Origin of the sequence: Butyrivibrio sp. NC3005, from assembly GCF_000424545.1 — a bacterium.
Classification (GTDB): Bacteria; Bacillota; Clostridia; order Lachnospirales; family Lachnospiraceae; genus Butyrivibrio.
Genome location: NZ_AUKC01000035.1, coordinates 21,317 through 40,949, shown reverse-complemented (window position 1 = coordinate 40,949; position 19,633 = coordinate 21,317). Strand labels below are relative to the sequence as shown.

General features: G+C 33.7%; 12 protein-coding genes. 3 read left to right on the top strand and 9 right to left on the bottom strand.

The features are described from left to right. Positions 1-493: 493 nt before the first annotated feature. The 6 genes from G634_RS0110245 to G634_RS0110220 all read right to left on the bottom strand — a co-directional run bounded on the left by G634_RS0110245 (position 494) and on the right by G634_RS0110220 (position 10,030). Positions 494-1,723: a UTP--glucose-1-phosphate uridylyltransferase gene (locus tag G634_RS0110245; protein ID WP_026505221.1), complete on the bottom strand. Its 1,230-nt coding sequence runs from the start codon at positions 1,721-1,723 to the stop codon at positions 494-496. 295 nt (positions 1,724-2,018) lie between these two features. Next, the gene (locus G634_RS0110240; protein WP_035799641.1) at positions 2,019-3,872 is read right to left on the bottom strand and encodes a GH25 family lysozyme; all 1,854 of its coding nucleotides are present in this window, start codon (positions 3,870-3,872) and stop codon (positions 2,019-2,021) included. A 440-nt stretch (positions 3,873-4,312) separates the two neighbouring features. Beyond that, complete coding sequence (locus G634_RS0110235; RefSeq protein ID WP_026505219.1) at positions 4,313-6,055, bottom strand: carbon starvation CstA family protein; 1,743 nt, start codon at positions 6,053-6,055, stop codon at positions 4,313-4,315. Positions 6,056-6,122: 67 nt separating this feature from the next. Beyond that, the gene (locus tag G634_RS0110230) at positions 6,123-6,671 is read right to left on the bottom strand and encodes a hypothetical protein (RefSeq protein ID WP_026505218.1); all 549 of its coding nucleotides are present in this window, start codon (positions 6,669-6,671) and stop codon (positions 6,123-6,125) included. Positions 6,672-6,899: 228 nt separating this feature from the next. Further along, positions 6,900-8,624 carry an ABC transporter ATP-binding protein gene (locus tag G634_RS0110225; RefSeq protein WP_026505217.1) on the bottom strand — a complete coding sequence of 575 codons (1,725 nt, stop codon included), beginning with the start codon at positions 8,622-8,624 and terminating at the stop codon, positions 6,900-6,902. A 23-nt stretch (positions 8,625-8,647) separates the two neighbouring features. Beyond that, on the bottom strand, positions 8,648-10,030 hold the full coding sequence (locus G634_RS0110220; protein WP_026505216.1) for a radical SAM/SPASM domain-containing protein: 1,383 nt from the start codon (positions 10,028-10,030) through the stop codon (positions 8,648-8,650). 498 nt (positions 10,031-10,528) lie between these two features. Here G634_RS0110220 and G634_RS0110215 point away from each other — a divergent pair, with 498 nt between their 5' ends. Next, on the top strand, positions 10,529-12,385 hold the full coding sequence (locus tag G634_RS0110215) for a helix-turn-helix domain-containing protein (protein WP_026505215.1): 1,857 nt from the start codon (positions 10,529-10,531) through the stop codon (positions 12,383-12,385). 29 nt (positions 12,386-12,414) lie between these two features. Here the strand turns inward: G634_RS0110215 and G634_RS18770 are convergent, their stop codons facing one another. Then, complete coding sequence (locus G634_RS18770) at positions 12,415-13,278, bottom strand: DegV family protein (protein WP_051233824.1); 864 nt, start codon at positions 13,276-13,278, stop codon at positions 12,415-12,417. A gap of 88 nt (positions 13,279-13,366) precedes the next feature. Here G634_RS18770 and G634_RS0110205 point away from each other — a divergent pair, with 88 nt between their 5' ends. Beyond that, entirely contained in the window at positions 13,367-15,094 is a 1,728-nt protein-coding gene (locus G634_RS0110205; RefSeq protein WP_442855638.1) for an IS1634 family transposase, read from the top strand. Positions 15,095-15,460: 366 nt separating this feature from the next. After that, positions 15,461-16,567 carry a helix-turn-helix domain-containing protein gene (locus G634_RS20355; protein WP_051233823.1) on the top strand — a complete coding sequence of 369 codons (1,107 nt, stop codon included), beginning with the start codon at positions 15,461-15,463 and terminating at the stop codon, positions 16,565-16,567. Here G634_RS20355 and G634_RS0110195 read toward each other — a convergent pair. Further along, positions 16,536-17,459 (bottom strand): hypothetical protein, encoded by a 924-nt coding sequence (locus G634_RS0110195; RefSeq protein WP_196805340.1) that lies wholly within the window; start codon positions 17,457-17,459, stop codon positions 16,536-16,538. The genes G634_RS20355 and G634_RS0110195 overlap by 32 nt on opposite strands. 166 nt (positions 17,460-17,625) lie before the next feature. After that, a complete protein-coding gene (locus G634_RS0110190) occupies positions 17,626-19,251 on the bottom strand; it encodes an ABC transporter ATP-binding protein (protein ID WP_026505212.1) in 1,626 nt (541 codons plus the stop codon). Positions 19,252-19,633 lie beyond the last annotated feature (382 nt).

The window sequence follows — 19,633 nt, the reverse complement described above, 5'->3', positions numbered from 1 at the left end:
GATTGCAAGCAATACGCTACTCACAAGTTCTTGTACACTCCACAGTCGTAAATTCCCGACTTAGCCATCGGTACATATCTATATCGCCTTGAATATGGCTTTATATAGATTTCATCTTAATAGCTTTTCCTTTCTTAATATTATTATTATTTTGCTACTTGGTTTTCGTAGACTTATACCATTACTCAAACACAACCATCAGGTTTCTACACCGTAGTTAGCAGGACTGTTTCAAACTGCTCTGGTATTTCCTGTGTTTCCAGTAGTTTTAAGTGACTAACTAATACCATGGATTCTAGGCATCTTTGAGCATATTCACTCACGTTTGACAATATTTTCTGTTGCCTAACTTGTCCTCCTCCACATAAAAGCTTGTTACAATCCTTCGTAAAACAAATTTTTGTAACATTTCAAGGTTGTAAAACCTCAAAAAATTAAAAATGCTAAACATATAAATATGTAAGCATTTTTAACTTTCGGTTATTATATCATATTATAATTCAATACCATTTATCTTGCAAAGCTGTCTTGCAGATTCAACAGAATCGATACCTGTCTTATTCTTAATAGGTGCAAACTCTTTTTCACGAGTTACTTCATAAGGAAGGCAACTATCAAGCATATGAATCATATCAAGAACGAGCTGCTCGAATTTACATCCGTTTGGTGATTCTGGCTTAATAAGATTTGCGTTTTCATCGATGTAAGGAATCTTCTTCTCTACAACATGAAGAGGAAGTTCTTTTGCTGCAATCTCTTCAAGCGCTTTCTCATTGAAAAGGTAATTCAGAATAACACCGTAATTGTATGCAGGATCTCCATTTTCATCCTTTGCATCCATCATCTCCTGTGAAAGTTCGTAATACTCTACGATAGATGGTCTGCCATCTTCAAGACACATAACACCAACCTTCTCATCCGGAGCATTCTTGCGTACAACCTTAGCACCTACGCTAACATTGCGGTCAATTGTAGCACCTACAAAACATGGATCACAAATTCTCTGAAGAACATTATCAACAGCAAATACATCAATCCATTCAATTCCTTCTGCATGAATTACATCAAGAAGACCTGCTCTTATCATAGAAGAAAACCATCCTGCATTTCCATTTGGAGATGTAGAAATGCGGTTCTTTCCTTCCATATAAACCTTTCCATTATAATCAGAAGCTGGTGCCATATCCTGTTTAAAGAATGTAACTTTATCCTTAGGATATCCAAAGAAATTCTTCTCTGTAAGGAACTTAACTGTAGCATCATTATTCTTCTCAGATGTCATAATGAAAAGATGAATATATGTATTATCTGCTGCCTTAACAGAGTCCATAAGATTCTCAAACAGTCTCTGGAAAATAAAAACAGGCTTTGTAATACCTATATCATACATACCTTTTGGGTTGTCACTTCCAAGACGGGTTCCCATTCCACCTGCAAGAAGGACAGCTGCAGTCTTTCCAGCCTTAATAGCCTCAACACCAAGGTTATAGAATTTATCGTGATTAGCTTCGATTTCAGATATCTGCATAGCAGCAAGAGGACTGAATTCTCCTCTCTTACTTGCCTTACCAAGCTCACTACACTTGGACAAAATAGAAAAATCTGTGTCCTCTATCTGCTCAAGTAATGCAGTCTTTTCTTCATCATTAAGCTCTTCATAATATTTAAGAACATGCTCCTGCCCAAACTTTGCCAACTTTTCCTTTGCTTCGTCTAGCAACATTTTACATACCTCCATCCATCATGTTAATGGTCTTCAATACTGCCTGCTATAACAAATCCCGCAAACAGTAACCTCCATAACAACTTAAGTGTAGTTACTTTAGTTTCATTTTCCTACACCAATCTTAATTTTCTCACAAACAAAAATACATATCAAGTCCATGTATACCACTTTCTACAAAATTGAATTTGATTATAAACTTTTTCTAAAAAAACACGCAAAAAGCCCCATTTTTATCCGCTAATAGCTGATAAAAATGGGGCTTTAAATTCATCTGTGCAATCTTTAAATTGAATTAAAAGATTCCAACAACAGCTGGTGGCATCCAATTAGCAGGCGCTATAAGCTTACCTGTCTTATCAAATGTGCATGGTGCATCATACAATACTGCTGTTGTATTCTTAACCATCTTTCCATCCGGTCCGAAGAAATAAAGTGCATTCTTAATCTGAACAAATCCGCTAAGCATATGTCCGTCTTTTGCGTCAAATGCATATGTTCCATTCTTGGTCTTTACAATTCCTGTCTGTATTCTTCCATCTTTTCCAGCCATGAATGTCAGATTATTGGCATTAAACATCTGATTTGCTACCATCTTTCCGTCTGGTCCATAGTAGTAACCGCCAATAAATCCAGTCTGCATTACACCATTTGCATCAAAGATGTAGTTGCTCTTTCCAATTGTAGTAGCACCTACAACAGCTTTTCCTGATGCAGGATCAAAATAGTATGTCTTGTTAGTAGCAGGATCTGTGAAGAATCCTGTTACAGCAGCTCCATCAGCCCCAAAGAGATATAATCCACCATTAAGTGGTAACATACCTGTCTGCATTGCTCCCTTTTCATTGAAGTAATAAAGCTTCTTGTTGATATTCTGAAGTCCTGTAACTGCTGTATGTGTTTCAGGTGCAAAATAGTATGTTAACTTTGATGTAGGATCTGCAAAGAATCCTGTTACTGACTTACCTTCTGCATTAAAGAAATACAAACCATTCTCTAATGAAACATAGCCGGTTCTTACAATACCTTCATTTCCAAGGTAGTAGAGATCTTTTCCAATTGTCTGAAGACCTGTAAGCATCAGATAGTTATCTGCAAAGTATCTTGTTCCATCGCCAAGAGGTACAAAGCCCTTCTGAGCCTTACCATCCTGTGCAAAATACATTACCATTCCATCACCAACAGTTATAAGACCAGTTGTCTCTCTTGCATCTGCATTGAAATAGTATGTATCATTGCCAATCTTGGTAACACCTACGCATGCCTTACCACCCTGTGCCGGATCAAGGTAATACTGATATGTTCCATCATTCATCCAACCGGTTGTAACTGCACCAGTTGTTGCATCACAGAAATACTTTCCACCAGATGCAGGAGTAACCCATCCCTTTTGCCAACGATAATTTGCAAAATAATAAGTCTTTCCATCACGCTGAAGGAATCCTTCTGGAATAATAAGTGTTGAATAATCTGTATACAGATAATCCATGTCTACTCTTGTTCCGATTCCAGGAACTGCACCATGGCTTGTATACTGCCATACTCCATAGGAAAATGGCATTGTGCATGCATCAGAATACTGAGCAACCCACTTCTGCCAGGTTGTATCACCAAGTCTTTGAGCATACCAGTTACGGCTTGCATATACCATTGGCATATATCCTGCATTATGAACAATACTGCAGAAAGTGTTTACTAAAGCCTGCTGCTGTGCAGGATTCAAAGCTTTTTGAGCTTGAGCTTCCAAATCAAGTACTACAGGATAAGAAATCTGATATGGTGCAATAAGCTGTACAACAAGATTAGCTTCCTGAGCTACCTGCTCTGGTGTAGTCGCATATGTATACCAATAAACACCCACTCTAAGTCCTGCAGCTGCTGCCCCTTTCAAATTGTTAATGTACTGAGTATCAATAGTATTAGATGTTCCAACTCTAACAAAAGCAAACTTAATACCTGAATTTGCCACTGCTGTCCAATTGATAGCCCCCTGATAATGTGAAACATCAATTCCCTGAGCAATCGGAACTGCTGCATCAACCCTTAATGTTGAAGTTGGAACCGTAAAAAAAGCTGTCGCAGACAAAACTGCCGCAGCTGACATTGCAATCATACGATTTCTAAAACTCATTTTAGCTTTGTGAATCAATTTTTTGTCTCCCTCCTAAAAAAGATATGCATCTCACACACCTTTATTCGTTATTTTATAATAAAAGTATAATTATTTTTTGTTTATTTTTCAATAAAAAGCTATCAAAAATAATTATTTTTATCTAAACTTTTTTTCGATTCATCCGAGAGAACAACTGACAGAATAAATATATTATTTAAGGAGTTTATTATGAATATTGATGCATCTATTACCAGCTCATTATCAGAATGTTTATTTTGCTGGTTACTCTGATGATTCCACTGATAATAATCCCACTATCATCATCGCTGATTATAAAGTCCATGTTAACGAAGTCAATCCCTATAATTGTACTGGCGTCGAATTGACAATTAGTTTTCAAAAACTAAAAAGCAGGCAACTTTTTGCACTTTATCATGCAAAAAGTTGCCTGCTTATACATTCTATATCTTTATTTTTCAGGCCGCCTCTGAATCAGTCTTTTTTTTTACGTGCTGAGAAACAAGTGTCTTTACTGCTATTACTGCCAAAACAACTGAAAGTGCAATAAGCAGTACTGCGATTACAGACTGAATCAATGCCCATTTATCTGCTGCTCCAGACAGGTATGCTGTCATCTTGGCATGAATTGTCTGCACCAATGAGCAAATAGTAACCGCAAGCATGAAAGCCATCGGAACATAGAACATCTTATTGTTCTTACCAACTTCTCCAAGCCATGTGCAAACTGCAATAAGACCAAGAGCTGCAAGAAGCTGATTTGCTGCTCCGAACAAAGGCCAAATCTTAGTATATCCTGTCATTCCAAGGCTAATTCCCAATACTACTGTAATAGCTGTTGCTACAATAGGATTTGTCAATACTTTCTTATATCCTGTTGCATCTTTCGCAGTCTGTCCCTGCTCAAGGAAAAACTCCTGGAACATATATCTTGCAAGTCTTGTAGCTGTATCAAGTGAAGTAAGGCAGAAAACAGATACTGCCAAAATCAGCATCTGATACATAATATTCTGAATCTGAGGTGCAAAGCTACCAATCATAGCGGATAAACCACCAGCAAATACCTGAGTTGGACTTGCATAAGTTCCGTCATGTGCTGCAGACCATACAAAACCAACTGCACAAAGTGAAATAACTGCAACTACGCATTCAATAAGCATAGAACCATATGCTACCGGCTTAGCATCTTTTTCATTATCGAGCTGCTTGGAAGTAGTTCCTGAAGAAACAAGTGAATGGAATCCAGAAATTGCTCCACATGCAATAGTAACAAAAAGTGCAGGGAAAACCGTACCTGTTGTAAATACACCAGTTCCCTTCAAAGCAGCATCACCCATGGCAGGGACTTCAAAATGACCATGCCCTGTAATTACTGCGCCGAGAACAGCTACTATACCAACTGCAATCATGAAATAAAGCAAAAAAGAACTAAGATAATCTCTTGGCTGAAGCAAAATCCATACAGGAGTAACTGATGCTACCAGAATATATGCACCTATAACCCACATCCATGTATTATATGTAAGTGCTATAGGATGAAAATTAAGTCCGATTGCTACAACTGCCACGATTCCCAAACAACCAATAATAGAGGCAACAACTATTGGAGCATTTTTTCTATAAACAAAGAAACCAAAAACCATAGCAAGAACTATGAACAAAAATGAAATCATTGCAGTTGATTCATTTGCATTAAGTGTAGCACCCTCAACTGCCACACCTGCTGCTGTTGTAGTTCCAAAGGTACTGGCAACAATCGAACCAAATGCTGCAACTACAAGAATAAGTGTCAAATAACCAAAGATAAGAAAAAGCTTCTTGGCGGTCTTACCCATAGAATCATCGATGATTTCTCCAATTGACTGTCCATTGTGACGAAGTGAAGCAAAAAGAGCACCAAAATCGTGAACTCCGCCAAAGAAGATTCCGCCGATAAGTACCCATAACAGAACTGGAATCCAACCAAAAACCGCTGCCTGAATAGGACCATTAATAGGACCAGCTCCTGCAATCGATGAGAAATGATGTCCCATCAAAACTGGTGTCTTAGCCGGTACATAATCCATTCCATCTTCGAGTTCATGCGAAGGTGTCTTTCTACTTGGATCAATTCCCCACTTTTTGGCAAGCCATCCGCCATACAGCACATAGCCTGCAGCTAATACGACGATACTTCCAACTAACAAAACTGCTGCATTCATAATCTTTCCTCCTACTAAACCCTTTTTATAATTAATGATAAAAAGCATTTGTAAAACTTTTTATCACTTAACTAACCTTTTTAGATTTTCTCAAATTGAAAGAATCCAGCATAAATTTCTCTAGTCTTGCTCCTCGTTTATTAGAAAAAAACTTCTGAGAATCAAGTGCTGCACATGCAATATGCCCCTCACTGTGCCCTCTTAAATTAAGCATATATCCTTTATCAAAATAAAAATGCCTAATAGCTTTCTGAACAATTTCATTTGGCGTTTCTTCAGAAATAATAATAACAGTAAGATAAGACACCATATGATTCTTCTCAGGATATTTCTGGTTATTCCTGACAAATTCCGGTTCCATTTCATTTGCCATCACCAAGAAGATTTCATCAAGCATTTTAATAGATACACTTTTTGTTTCAATGAAAAGAATATGCTCATAAGTATGTATTTCCCAAAGCTTTGCTTCTTTTCTCAAAACATACTTCTCACTAAGAGAACTAAATCTTGCATACGCAGGATAGAAGTTATTATTCAGTTTAAAGTTCTCTTCTATATCATAGTTGCCCCTATACCTGCACAACAACTCTGATAAATACTCTTTTGATGAAACCATCTTCCCCTCCAGCGAAAATATCATTTGAAGATACTTTAACCATTTTACCACTTTGACGCAGTGATGCAACATTATAAAATTAATCTTTTACAAGTGTATCGGATTAATTCTGTAATGTTTTACTTGTTTAATATTTATCTAGCACAAAAAAGACAGAGTTGCGAAAAACATTCAACAACTCCATCTCACTTAGCTATATTAACAGTAACATCAATCTTTATTTTATTATTAGTTCTGCGAAACTGTGAACAAAGAATAAAAATAACCCTTTTGGTTCATCAATTCTTCAAAACTTCCCTTCTCTGCAATTTTACCATTTTTCATAGTAAAAATACCATCACATCGTTTAAGAATGCTTTCATCTAGATCATGTGTTACTATTACTCTTGTATATCCTTTCAAGTTAAGAATTGCATTCATAACATCGTAAGAAGTTTTTGCATCTAACGCTGCCGTTGCTTCATCCACTAATAACACTGGTGTTTTCCTAAGAAGTGCTCTTGCTATTGATATTCTCTGTCTTTCACCACCAGAAAGATTCACTCCATTTTCTCCACAAGTATAGCTCTTTCCTTTTTCTTCTATCAACCTGCCAAGTCCAGACATTTCTATAGCATGATCAATTTCTTCATCAGTAAATTCTGAAAACATTGTTACATTATCTACTATATTACGATTAAAAACAAAAACATTTTGTTGGATAGTTGAAACCAGATTGTATAAAGATGATGGAGCAATACTTCTAAGCTCAATCCCATCAAACTTTATCTCCCCCTGATAATCTCTTGATGCAGCCATAAGTAAATTCAAAATAGTAGACTTTCCACTACCCGATCCACCAACTATTGCATAACATCCACCTGCGTTTAATTTCATATTTACTTCTTTTAATACTTCTTTATCTTTTTCGTATGAAAAAGAAAGATTTCTTATTGAAATACTATCTCTAAGCTCTGACTGTATATTTGTCCCTTCATCTACCACATTTTGATCAAGCGCAATTGCTATCTTGTCGATAAGAGCATAAGAAGATTTTACTCCTGCATAGTATGATGGTAGTATCTGAATCGGATTAAGTATATAATTCATCAACTGAACAAATGCAATAGCAACTCCTGGAGTTATACTATTTCCTGCATTTACTAAACAAGCCGCCACAATAAATACACCTAGCTGTACAACAATTCCTGCTAACATTGAAGAATATGATACTAGAACACCAATCCTTGTTTTGTTCTCTGATGCATTTTTTACAAATCCAATATTTTCATCGTGTATTTTTATAATATCCTGCTCTGCTCTAAAACTTTTTATAACAGAAAACCCCGACAATGCATCTTTTAATACACCAGTATATAATGCTTTTTTGTCAGACAGTTTTTTCTCTGCTATTGCTGCACAATTTCCAAGAACAATTGATACTAATATCGGAATAAATGAAAAAAAGATTGCAACCATAGTAAGCAAAAGGCTGTATCTAAGCATCAAAAACAATGCTCCTATGAACATTACACTTGTTTGTATAGTATTCTGAATAGGTGCTATATAACTGCTCTCAATTGTATTGACATCATTTGAAAATGCTGAAAGATATAAAGATGTATTTTCTCCTGAAAATGCTTGAATCCCTTTATTCATAAGTCTTTCAAAAGCATACGAACGATATTGTGTAATAGCCTTTACTCTAAAACGTCCTAAAAATATATAATCCAAAATACCAGCCAACACAAAAAGTGCTATTCCAAATATCGTTATAATTAACAATTCTGTTATTGTGTATCTTCCCACGCCAGAAATCAAATCCACTATTTCTTTAATAAGCCAAGGAATTATCAAGCTTCCACAAGACGCAAACATAGTCGCTAAAAGTGTGCAAAAAAGATTAAACTTATTATCTCTAAATAATTCCCGTGTAAACTGCCGCCTCATATTTTTAACTTCTTTTTTACTCATCTAAATGCTCCTCTAATAATCATTTACGCATGTATCTGAAGTGTATTTGCAAGCTCAATAGCTTTCTTGACATTTTGCTCGAACAATTGAACTTTATCTTCATTCATTAGTTTCGTAAGGTTAATCAACACTCTATTTATTAATTGTTTTTGTGCAAAACAAAATGGTTTCCTCAATTGATCTTCATATCCTGAAGAAAGCAACCTCATGCCAGGACATCTTTCATCACATAATCTTCTATATGAACAATTCTCACACTCTTTAGGTGTTCTTTTAGTTCTATTCTCCATCAAATTTAATTGTGCCTTCTTGACATCCATTGGTAATTCAATACTTCCTAGAAAATCCTTTCTTTTTGCATAATAAGCCTGACATGGATAAACATCTCCAGATGCTGTAATAAACACCTGAGAAAAACCTGCATCACATTCACCTTTTTCAAATTTTCCAAATACTATTGATGAAATAATACTCATTACATTTTGATAAACAACGGTCAATTCTTCTGACGATGTCAGTAGTGAAAACATAAAATCAACCATCATATTTATAAATTCTGATAACGCGATTCTCTCTTGTTCATCAAATTTTTCTTCGAAAACATCTAAATATATTCCAACCAAAGTCGCTCCACTTTGTTTAAAGAAGTCAAAGTATTCAACAAGCATTTCTTCAGACCAATTATAAATCTGAAAAATTGAAATAGTTGCCTCAATTGCAAATGGGACCTTGTATTTTCTTAATAATTCCATTCCTTTTATCGTATCATCATATGAACCCTTTCCATCCGGATATATTCTATTTGTGTCGTGAATTACTCGTGGTCCATCTATACTTATACATACTTTGATATTATTATCTGCCAGTTGTTGTGCTATTTCATCAGTAATTAATGTTCCATTTGTAGTCATAGTGAATTCTGGACAAGTTCTTCCTAAATTTTCACTTGACAGTCTTACCATCTTACAAAAACTTATAATGTCACTTATAGCCAACAATGGTTCTCCACCAAAAAAATGTATAGTTGTAAAACCATCAGAAGTAATCTGATCCATAAACAACTTAATCTTTTTCAAAACAAGTTCATTAATTATAGGCGTTTTCAAATTTCCATAAGTACCAGATTTAGCAAAACAGTATTTACAAGACATGTTACACTGCTCTGCTGCGCAAATAACTAAATTCTTAGTCTTTATTTTATTTCTCTTTGGTACTACTGATTCATCCTTTTTAGTTTCAATAACACCGCCATCTATCTTTTCTATTTCATCAATAATATTTTCCAAAGTTTTATCAGCAGCAAAAAGCTCATTTGTTCGCGAATTATATGCTGTATATACCTTGTTACTCTTTTCTTCAGATAGTAAAAGCCATCCTTTATACTCAATGCATCTCTGATTTTTCAAATCATCTAACCCATCCTATCATTTTTTACTTAAGACTAATTACTAAAAAACACCTAGAAAGAGTAGTGAAGAATTACACCTTATAAATAGTATTTCTTCACTACCTGTCCTTTTAATACTAAATTTCTTTAATTAATTAATCCTACTACAACAACATCCAATTAACCCCATGCAGTTAGCAGGTCTAAAAGTCTGATCATCAAAAGAAAATGACACTTTTTTCATTAGCTTGCACCTCCTCTATTTTATTTCTTGCCGCGACAATTTTAAGTCTAAGGCTCATTTTTTCATTAATCAAGGGACAGAGTTGTTAAATTCACTTCACAACTCTGTCCCTATCGCTTATATTGACATTCAAAACATAAACAATTATAATATTACACATTAAAACTTCGCAGTTATGAAGTACATTTAAACCTTATCCGAAATACGTGACTTCATTGCAAGTATAAAGTTTAAGTTATAAATTTTTAATGACATAAAAGGATGCTAGCATAAATGAATTCAAAAGATTATGACAAAATCACCTTTCACCGCTTTTTAAATAACACTAGAAAACGCTTACATATTCCTTCTAAAAAACTCTGCTATGGATTATGTTCAGAAACCATGATGCATTATATAGAAACAGGTGAACGTAACTCTAATTATCTTATGAGAAATCGCTTACTAGCAAGATTGGGTATTTCTTCTGAAGATTTTGAAGACTTTATTCACTATGATGAATATGAATTCCATCAAAAAAGTCAATTACTCATTGAATATGTTGAAGAAAAGAATATAATTAAATCAAAGAAAATACTCAATAATCTTCTTAATTCCGTAAAAAAAGGTCAGAAAATCGAACATCAGTTTCTTCTCGATATGAAAGCTCGAATCATGGAATTAGAGAAAAAGCCATTGAATCAAATTGCCTCAGTTTACAACCAAGCTGTTAATATTACAATGCCCAATATTAATCTACTTAATCTTGACGAATATGTACTGGCCCCGGTTGAATACTATATTTTGTTAAGAACATTACGCATCGAAAGTAAATTAGACAATTACACCCCAAATGAATTATCCGATTTTTATTCGATAATATGTAAAGCAATTCAAACATCTTTTCATCAACCAAATGTAGTTGCTAAAGTATACCCAATGGCAGTCTGTGGATGGTTTGATTTGACTTCGATGTCATCTTTAAGCAGCCAAAACTTTTATGATATTTGGATAAACAGCGAAAAAGCTTTAATAAATCTCAAAGAAGCCAGAAGAACATATTACCTAATAGAATTACTTAAACTCAGAAATGATATCAACGAAGTAATGTCTCTTCCGTTTCTTTGTTCAAAAGAAATATGTGAAAATGAAAAAAAATGGCTAGTTTCGTTTCAATCAATATACTCAAAATATAAAATAGATGCATCAATGGATTATAGTGGATATATATACAGAGATTCAGAAGTATACTGCATATCCGATGTTCTTTTGAGCAGACGATTGCTTTACGGAATCTCTATAGATCAGCTTTCTCGTAATTTATGCTCATCAAAAACCATAACACGAATTGAACAAGGAAAAGCAAGACCTCAACAATTACTTATTGAAGAACTTTTCACCAAGTTAGGAATAGTATCTCATTTTAGACGTTCCGAGATAATAACAGATGATTTTTCAGTTTTAAATACATATAAAGAATATAAACGCCATATGAATGATTCTGATTGGAAACAAGCTGAGGAGATTTCAAAAGCTCTAGATGATAGGCTAAAAAACAACAAAGTTTTTAATACTCAAGTCTTGACTCTAATTTTGAACGAAAGAAAATATAGGCAAAATCTAATAAATGCTAATGACTATGTTAAAAACCTAAAAGATGCTTTAAAACTAACGTTACCTGAAAATGTAAAGTATTCCTCAGGCAGTTACCTCTCTGACATAGAAGTAACAATACTTTATAATCTTGCATGTAAAAAAAATGATATTAGAACATTAAAAATGCTTAGCGATAAATGTGAATTCTACTACAAAAAGCGTATCAAAACTCATATAGGCTTATATGAATTAATCATGGGAACTATTGCAAGTCAACTAGGTGATAACAAAGAATATGCTTCATCTAATTCAATTTCTGAATATATAATTAAAGAAGCTTTACGGCAACACAGAGCCCATTCAATCCATAGAAATTTATTCAACATCACATGGAATAATGCTATGAATAGCAATGTTTTCTATTCCCTAGAAACAATAGAAAACTTAAAATGTTGTGTTGCTATAGCAGATTATTCATGTGACTTTGCCACAAGTAAATACTATAATTCCAAGCTCAATCAAGTAAAAACCAATATCAATTGGACCACCAATTGATATTGGTTTTTACTTAGATTAATACTCTCTTATCTCTCATTTCCCCAGAAAAACAATCCGAGCATTCCAGGTCCTACATGTGCACCTGAGAATGGCTCATGCTGACATATTGTAATATTGGCTTTCGGGTTTACTTCCATAACCATATTTGCAAGCATTTGTGCATCTTCTAGACAATCTCCATGAGAAATGCAAACTGTCTGATCCTCTCCTTCCATTCTCTTTTCAGAATACTTATTCAATATAGCCTTGATTGCATTTTTTCTTCCTCTAACTTTTCCACAGGATATAATATGCCCAGTACTATCACCAAACAAAATTGGCTTGATATTAAGTATTGTTCCAATCTGCGCTGTAACACCACTTACACGTCCTGTGTTTTTGAGAAAGTTAAGGTCATCAACAGTAAAATACTGACAGGCATGAGCAACTGCTTCATCCAATATCTTTGCTGCCTCTTTGCAATCTACGTTGTCTCTACTAAGCTTTGCAGCTTTAAGTGCAAGAATTCCATTACCAAAACCGCATCCATGTGAATCTACTATGTGAATAAAACAATCCGGGTATTCATCCATAAGTTCATTTGCTGCAGCAATAGCTGCATTATAAGTTCCGCTTATTCCTGAACTCATAGCAATATATATTAAACTCTCACCTTTACTAGCTATTGGAGTAAAGTATTCCAAAAAAAGCGCCGTATTAAGAAGACTTGTTTTAATCTGATTTCCATTTTTCAAACCTTCATAATATGTATGGCCGTCAAAATCATCTATATTACCTTTATATACAACCAGATTATCATTAACCAGATAACTACATGGCAAAAGAGTTATCCCTTCTAATAAACTCTTTGGCAAATTAGCAGTGCCATCTGCAAAAACATAAAAACCCATTTATCTCCTCCATTTTTGAACTATTATTTGTTTTAAATAACATTCCCTTTATTATATACCATTTCCGTTTTTCATGTTTGCGTGTGTAATTTCTACTCTTTTTACATCGAAAAAGCGCTATCGCACTTTTGCGATAGCGCCTATAAATCATTTATCAGAGTTTTGCTACACCACTGCTACTGTCCGTAAGCTCGGTACCCTTTCAGAATTAATAAAGGACCATGGTCCAACCCGTGATGATGTTATTGCCTGGTGCCGCAGCGAAGTTGCTGCCGAAACCAATAAGTACAAACAGGCCCGCAAAACAAAATCTGTTCAGGTTGTTTTCCACGCAGATAAGGAATTAGACTATGCACAGCGCAAACTATTTGAAGGCGGTTATCTGTTTCCTCAGGCTGTTTATTACAAGCTCCAGCTGGACAAGATCTGCAAAGCGATCAAAAAACTTCATCAGCATGAATACGATTTAAATGCCATTCTTTCTGACCTGGTTTATAATCGCATCCTTGATCCACATAGCAAACTTTCTGCATATAAGGCTGCACAGTCATACCTTGAAGCTCCTACATACGAGCTTCATGATGTATACAGAGCGTTATCGGTACTTGCAAAAGAATCGGATTTCATCCAGTCTGAAGTTTTTAAGAACAGCAACTATTTTGGCAAAAGAAATGATAGAATACTTTACTACGACTGCTCTAACTTCTATTTCGAAATCGAGCAGGAAGATGGTAATAAAAAGTATGGCAAAAGCAAAGAGCATCGCCCTAATCCAATCGTTCAGATGGGACTTTTCATTGATGGAGACGGTATTCCACTGGCATTTTCAATTTTTGGCGGAAATCAGAATGAGCAAAAATCATTAAAGCCTTTAGAAACAAAAATCATTCAGCAGTTCGGACATGACAAGTTTATTTACTGCAGCGATGCCGGCCTTGGCTCAACAGATAATCGCAAGTTTAACCATCTAGGAGAACGAGCTTTTATCGTCACCCAGTCAATAAAAAAGCTTGATGCAGAAAACAAAAAACTCGCGCTTAGTAAAGATGGCTTTAAAAGACTTTCAGATAACCAAAAGGTCTCTGCTTCAGAAATTGAAAAATCCGATTCTGATGAGCTGTATTATAAAGAAATTCCTTATATCAGCGAAAATATAGATCAGCTGCTCATAATCACCTATTCGCCCAAATATGCTGCTTATCAAAAGGCAATCAGAGAGGCACAGGTACAACGTGCCGAGGCTATGATCAAAAAAGGAAAGTTAAAAAAGAATCGTAAAAATCCTAATGATCCAGCTCGTTTTATAGGCAAGGATGCATACACTAAAGATGGCGAAGTTGCCGATATACACTACTATCTTGACGAGACAAAGGTTGACGAAGAAGCTAGATATGACGGCCTTTATGCTGTTTGTACAGATTTAATAGATGATGATGTTAAAGAGATTTTAAAAGTAAGCGAGGGCAGATGGCAGATTGAGGAGTGCTTCAGAATCATGAAAACTGATTTTGCTGCAAGACCTGTCTATATCAGGAGAGACGACAGAATAGAGGCTCACTTCTTGATATGTTTCCTGTCATTACTTGTATACCGTTTATTGGAAAAGCAACTTGAAAGTAAATATACCTGTGAAGAAATCTTAGATAAATTAAAATCAATGAAATTTGCAGACATCAAAGGTCAGGGTTATATGCCAACTTACATCCGCGATAAACTTACCGATGCCCTTCATAAAACATGTGGTTTTAGAACCGATTATGAGTTCATTACTAAAGCGGATATGAGAACTATCGAAAAGCAAAGTAAACAAAGGTAATATTACTATATTTCAAGAAATGCAAAACAGGCGCCAAAAGCTAGATTTCTCAAGGTTTTTGGCACCTTTAGTTGTTGTCAAACTGTCAAAGACAGGATTTTACCACTATAGCGCATTAAATCAACATCATAAAATTAATCTATCACTTGTTTTTAACATTAATATTGTAATTATTCTAAGACGGTGATTCTTCATTTTTTACGAGTTCATCAACAAGATATTTCTTTCTAGTTTTGGCATTAACACTTTTTTCTTATCGAAATAAATGATATCTATACCAACCAAAAAATCTGCTTATATGTTATGATGTATTTATACTTTTTGAATTTCAAATCGCTTACTAATGCAAAAAGAGGGATAGAAGACATGATGATATTGCTGGCAGAAAATATAAAAAAATATCGTAAAAGTATGAACTTAACCCAAGAGCAACTTGCGGAAAGATTATCTGTTTCTGTTTCAACTATCTCAAAATGGGAAAAAGGCACCTCATTTCCAGATATAATTATGCTTGCAAAACTCGCTGATTTTTTCGGTATTTCTGTTGATACACTTATTAGCTATGAATTAAAACACCGTGATGCAGATAAATACGCTGATAGTATTAACTCATTAACTAGAAATCGAAAATTTGAAGAAGCAATAGAACTATCAGAAACTGCATTACTAAAATTTCCCAATAATTTTCGTATCTATATCGAATCCTCAAATCTATACAAAACGCTCTATATTACTTCTCATAAAAATCAATCCGGAGAAAAGGCTTTAGAATTGCTTCATAAGTCTTTAGATTTAATATACCAGAATAATGATGAACATATTGGAACTGTCAGTATTCACAGAGATATTGCATCTATTTATAGCCTTATGGGATATCATAAAAAGGCTATAAATGAATATAAAATGTGTAATTATTGTGGGATAAATGACGTATATATAGCACAAATGCTATCTGAACATATAGAAAACGCAGAAGAATCTCTCCTATACATAACAAATGCAATGATTAAATCTGTAACTGAAAGAAATATGATAGTTATAGCTGCTGCAAATATCTTTACAGAGAAAAGAAAATATAATGAAGCAATAGAAATTCTTCAATGGGAATGCACTAATATTCGCGGACTACTGTATGACAACGAAACGACATACTACGATCGCATTTTTGCTATAACACTTTCATTACTCACACTTATTCTTGCTTTTTCTAACAGCTATGAACAAATGTCTTCGTATATTAAACAGGCATATGAACATGCACGAAAATTTGATAAGCATCCTAATTACAATCTGTCAGAAATGAAATATGCATATACCGATTCTTCTTTTTTCAAAACCGCCTTTGACTCGTTTGGATCAACAACGATAGATGTTATTGACCATCTATTAAATAATCAGCGTCCGGTAGATGCAAAATCAGCCAATGCTTATAACTCGTTACTTAAATTATGGAATGACATGCTCTCGGAATGACATGAGTTGTATATACTTTATCACCAATTTGAGTATATTTAACATAGTAACATTCAGGTTTTATATCATATGTTTGTATCGCCGTACGTATATTAATTTCAAATTTAAGAATTGTAACAGTTTGCTTGTTATCAATATAACATTTCATTTTATTATAGTCATACTTAAATATGCTCGAAAACAAAATAGATTTTTGTTTTTTAATTTCACTTTCTAAGAAATCTGAAGCAGCCTTATATATTCTCGCCAACCTTTTTCTCTTATCTACACTAACGCGGTCTGTTATTTCTCTATTTTGCGATTCTATAAACAAATCTTCTAAATTTGTTTCAATTCTCCTATAGATTGTAATGAAACCATATTGTTTAACTAAGAATTTTAATGTACCTTTAAAAAAATCAGAAAGGCTAGACATCACTTCAATAAACAAATCAAATCTAGGATAAAGATTTCTTACTTCTGAATCAAAAGTATAATACTGCGTAAATGCAGCTTTATATTTAGTAATGATGTCTTTAATATCTTCAAAAGAATAATTATTTAATGTTGCCTCAATCATTCTTTCATCAAAATACAGTTTTTCGAATACTCTGGCTGTTTCCTTTGTTCCTGGTAAAGGCATAAATTTATGTAATTGCAAATCTGTTATACCTAAAGGACAAACCTTTTTAATATATTGAGCAATTGAAATAATCGAAAAGAACGCATTAGAAATGGTATAAAAACCAACTGCATCAGGACACTTACTTAAAATATAATCCCCCATAAGATGTATATTATCTTGGTACTTCTCGCTATAAGAAATTATCTTTTGCTTATTAAGGTAATCAAAATTTATACATTCTACATCATAGTATTCGCAGAGAATATCACGTAGAATCATTTGTCCCAAATGAGGACTATCCATATCAGAATAATATATTGCATTTATTAATAATATTTTTTTTCATAATCATATACCCAAATCAATTGATGACATTATTGAATCCATAAAATACTAAAAGATATGCATTATTTATTATTCGATACATTTTCAATTGATTATATTTTTATCCATACTAATTCTTACATAATCTTCCATCGCGAAGTTCCAATACTTCATCAAATTTTTTCAAAAAGTTTTCGCTGTTATCGTGTGTAATAAAGATTTTGGTAACTCCTTCAAGTTTTGTGACACAATCAACAATTTCATCAGCGGTTATATCATCAAGTGACGACGTTGGCTCATCCATCATAATAATGTATGATTTCTTTAAAAGACACCTCGCTATAGAAATCCTCTGCTGCTCCCCGCCTGACAAATTACATCCTTTCTCACCGCAGATATAATCAAGTCCTTTTTTATTAATCAATGAACTCAGACCAGCTTTTGTTATCGCATTCATAACATCTTCACGTGGATAATTTTGAAACATAGTAACATTATCAATAATACTTGCATTAAAAATAAATGTTGACTGCTGTACATACGAAACTAAATTGTATAAAGACTTTATATCTATTTTCTTTATATTTACATTATCATAATAAATATCCCCACTATAATTATCGTATCCACTCAGCAACAAACGCATAAAGGTAGATTTTCCACTCCCACTTTTTCCAACTATTGCATAAGATTTTCCTAATTGAAAGTTATAACTAAGATCCGACAAAATCGTTTTATTATCATACGAAAAGCTTAAGTTATCAATTTTTATACCAGCATTAATCTTATTAACAGTTATTCTTTCGTTTGTTTTGCTACAATTACACAGCTGATTATCCATTCTACTGATTAGTGAATCTGCTGATTTTATTCCAGCAACATAGCCCGGAAGCAATTGCAATGGAGAAATAATATATTCTGAAAGATTTATGTATGCAACCACAGTTCCTAAGGACAACCACTTATTTATAGCAAATACTCCACCAATAACAAATATCAATATTTGTATTAATGAACCGAGCACATTAGACATTGTTGTCAATAAAGCTTCTTTATCCTTTTTACTCTTTCTAGTTACCGATAATTTTTCATTTTGTATTCCGAATAATTCTAATGCTTTTTCTTCGGCCTGAAAGCTTTTTATAACAGTAAAACCATTTAACAAATCGTTTAACATACTTATAAAGTGCATATTGGCTTCGCTTGTTGCTACTTCATATTCACTTATCCTTTTGCTCATTATTTGGGTCATCAAGACCAGTACCAGACACAGTAAAATAACAATCATCGATAATGAAACACTATACCAAAGCATCAATAATATCGCCCACAACATAGAAAGAATACTGCTTATAGTAGAAAAAATCCCTAGCAAATACCTTTCTTCTACTATAGTTATGTCATTTTGAAAAAAAGATACATATTTATTGGTATTCTCAGAAAAAAACATTGTTATACTATTCTGAGATAATTGTTGATAAACTTCTGCTCTAAACGAGCGCATGACTCTATATATATATTTATTCCTAAATCTATTAAGAGAATACTGTACCAAAAATAGTAGTATCAAAAGTATAATAATAAAAACCGAAAACGAAACAAGTTTACTTATGTTCCCCTCACTTACCAAATCAAGAACCTTTTGCAAGACATATGCAAAAGAAATTGCCAAAAAATTGCCCATAACAATAAGTAATACAACTATTGTGAACAAAAGTTTATTCTTATGAAACAATGTTGTTTTTATTTTTGTCATACTCCCCTTCTTTCCAGTATTAAAATACCTAACAGCTGATATATAAGTTTTTTATCCATTAAAGATATTTATCTCAAAGAATACTGTGTGAGCCTTCTAGTACATCGTATCTACGTAAAACTATTTTATGATGTACTAAATCTTACATTAGTCCTCTGTAATATAAATCGCCGCAACTTTAAGCCCACATGTAGATTCTTCTAAATCACACTCCGCAGTACATTTTTTTAATAGCATTACTGCCATTTCAGAATAATCCATAATGAAATCTCCTCATAAAAACGTCTTGACTATTATCTATAGCTATTACCTTGTTGATAGAATTATAGTTGATAGGCACATTACGTTACATTCTCAAATAATAGAATTATTGCAATTTTTT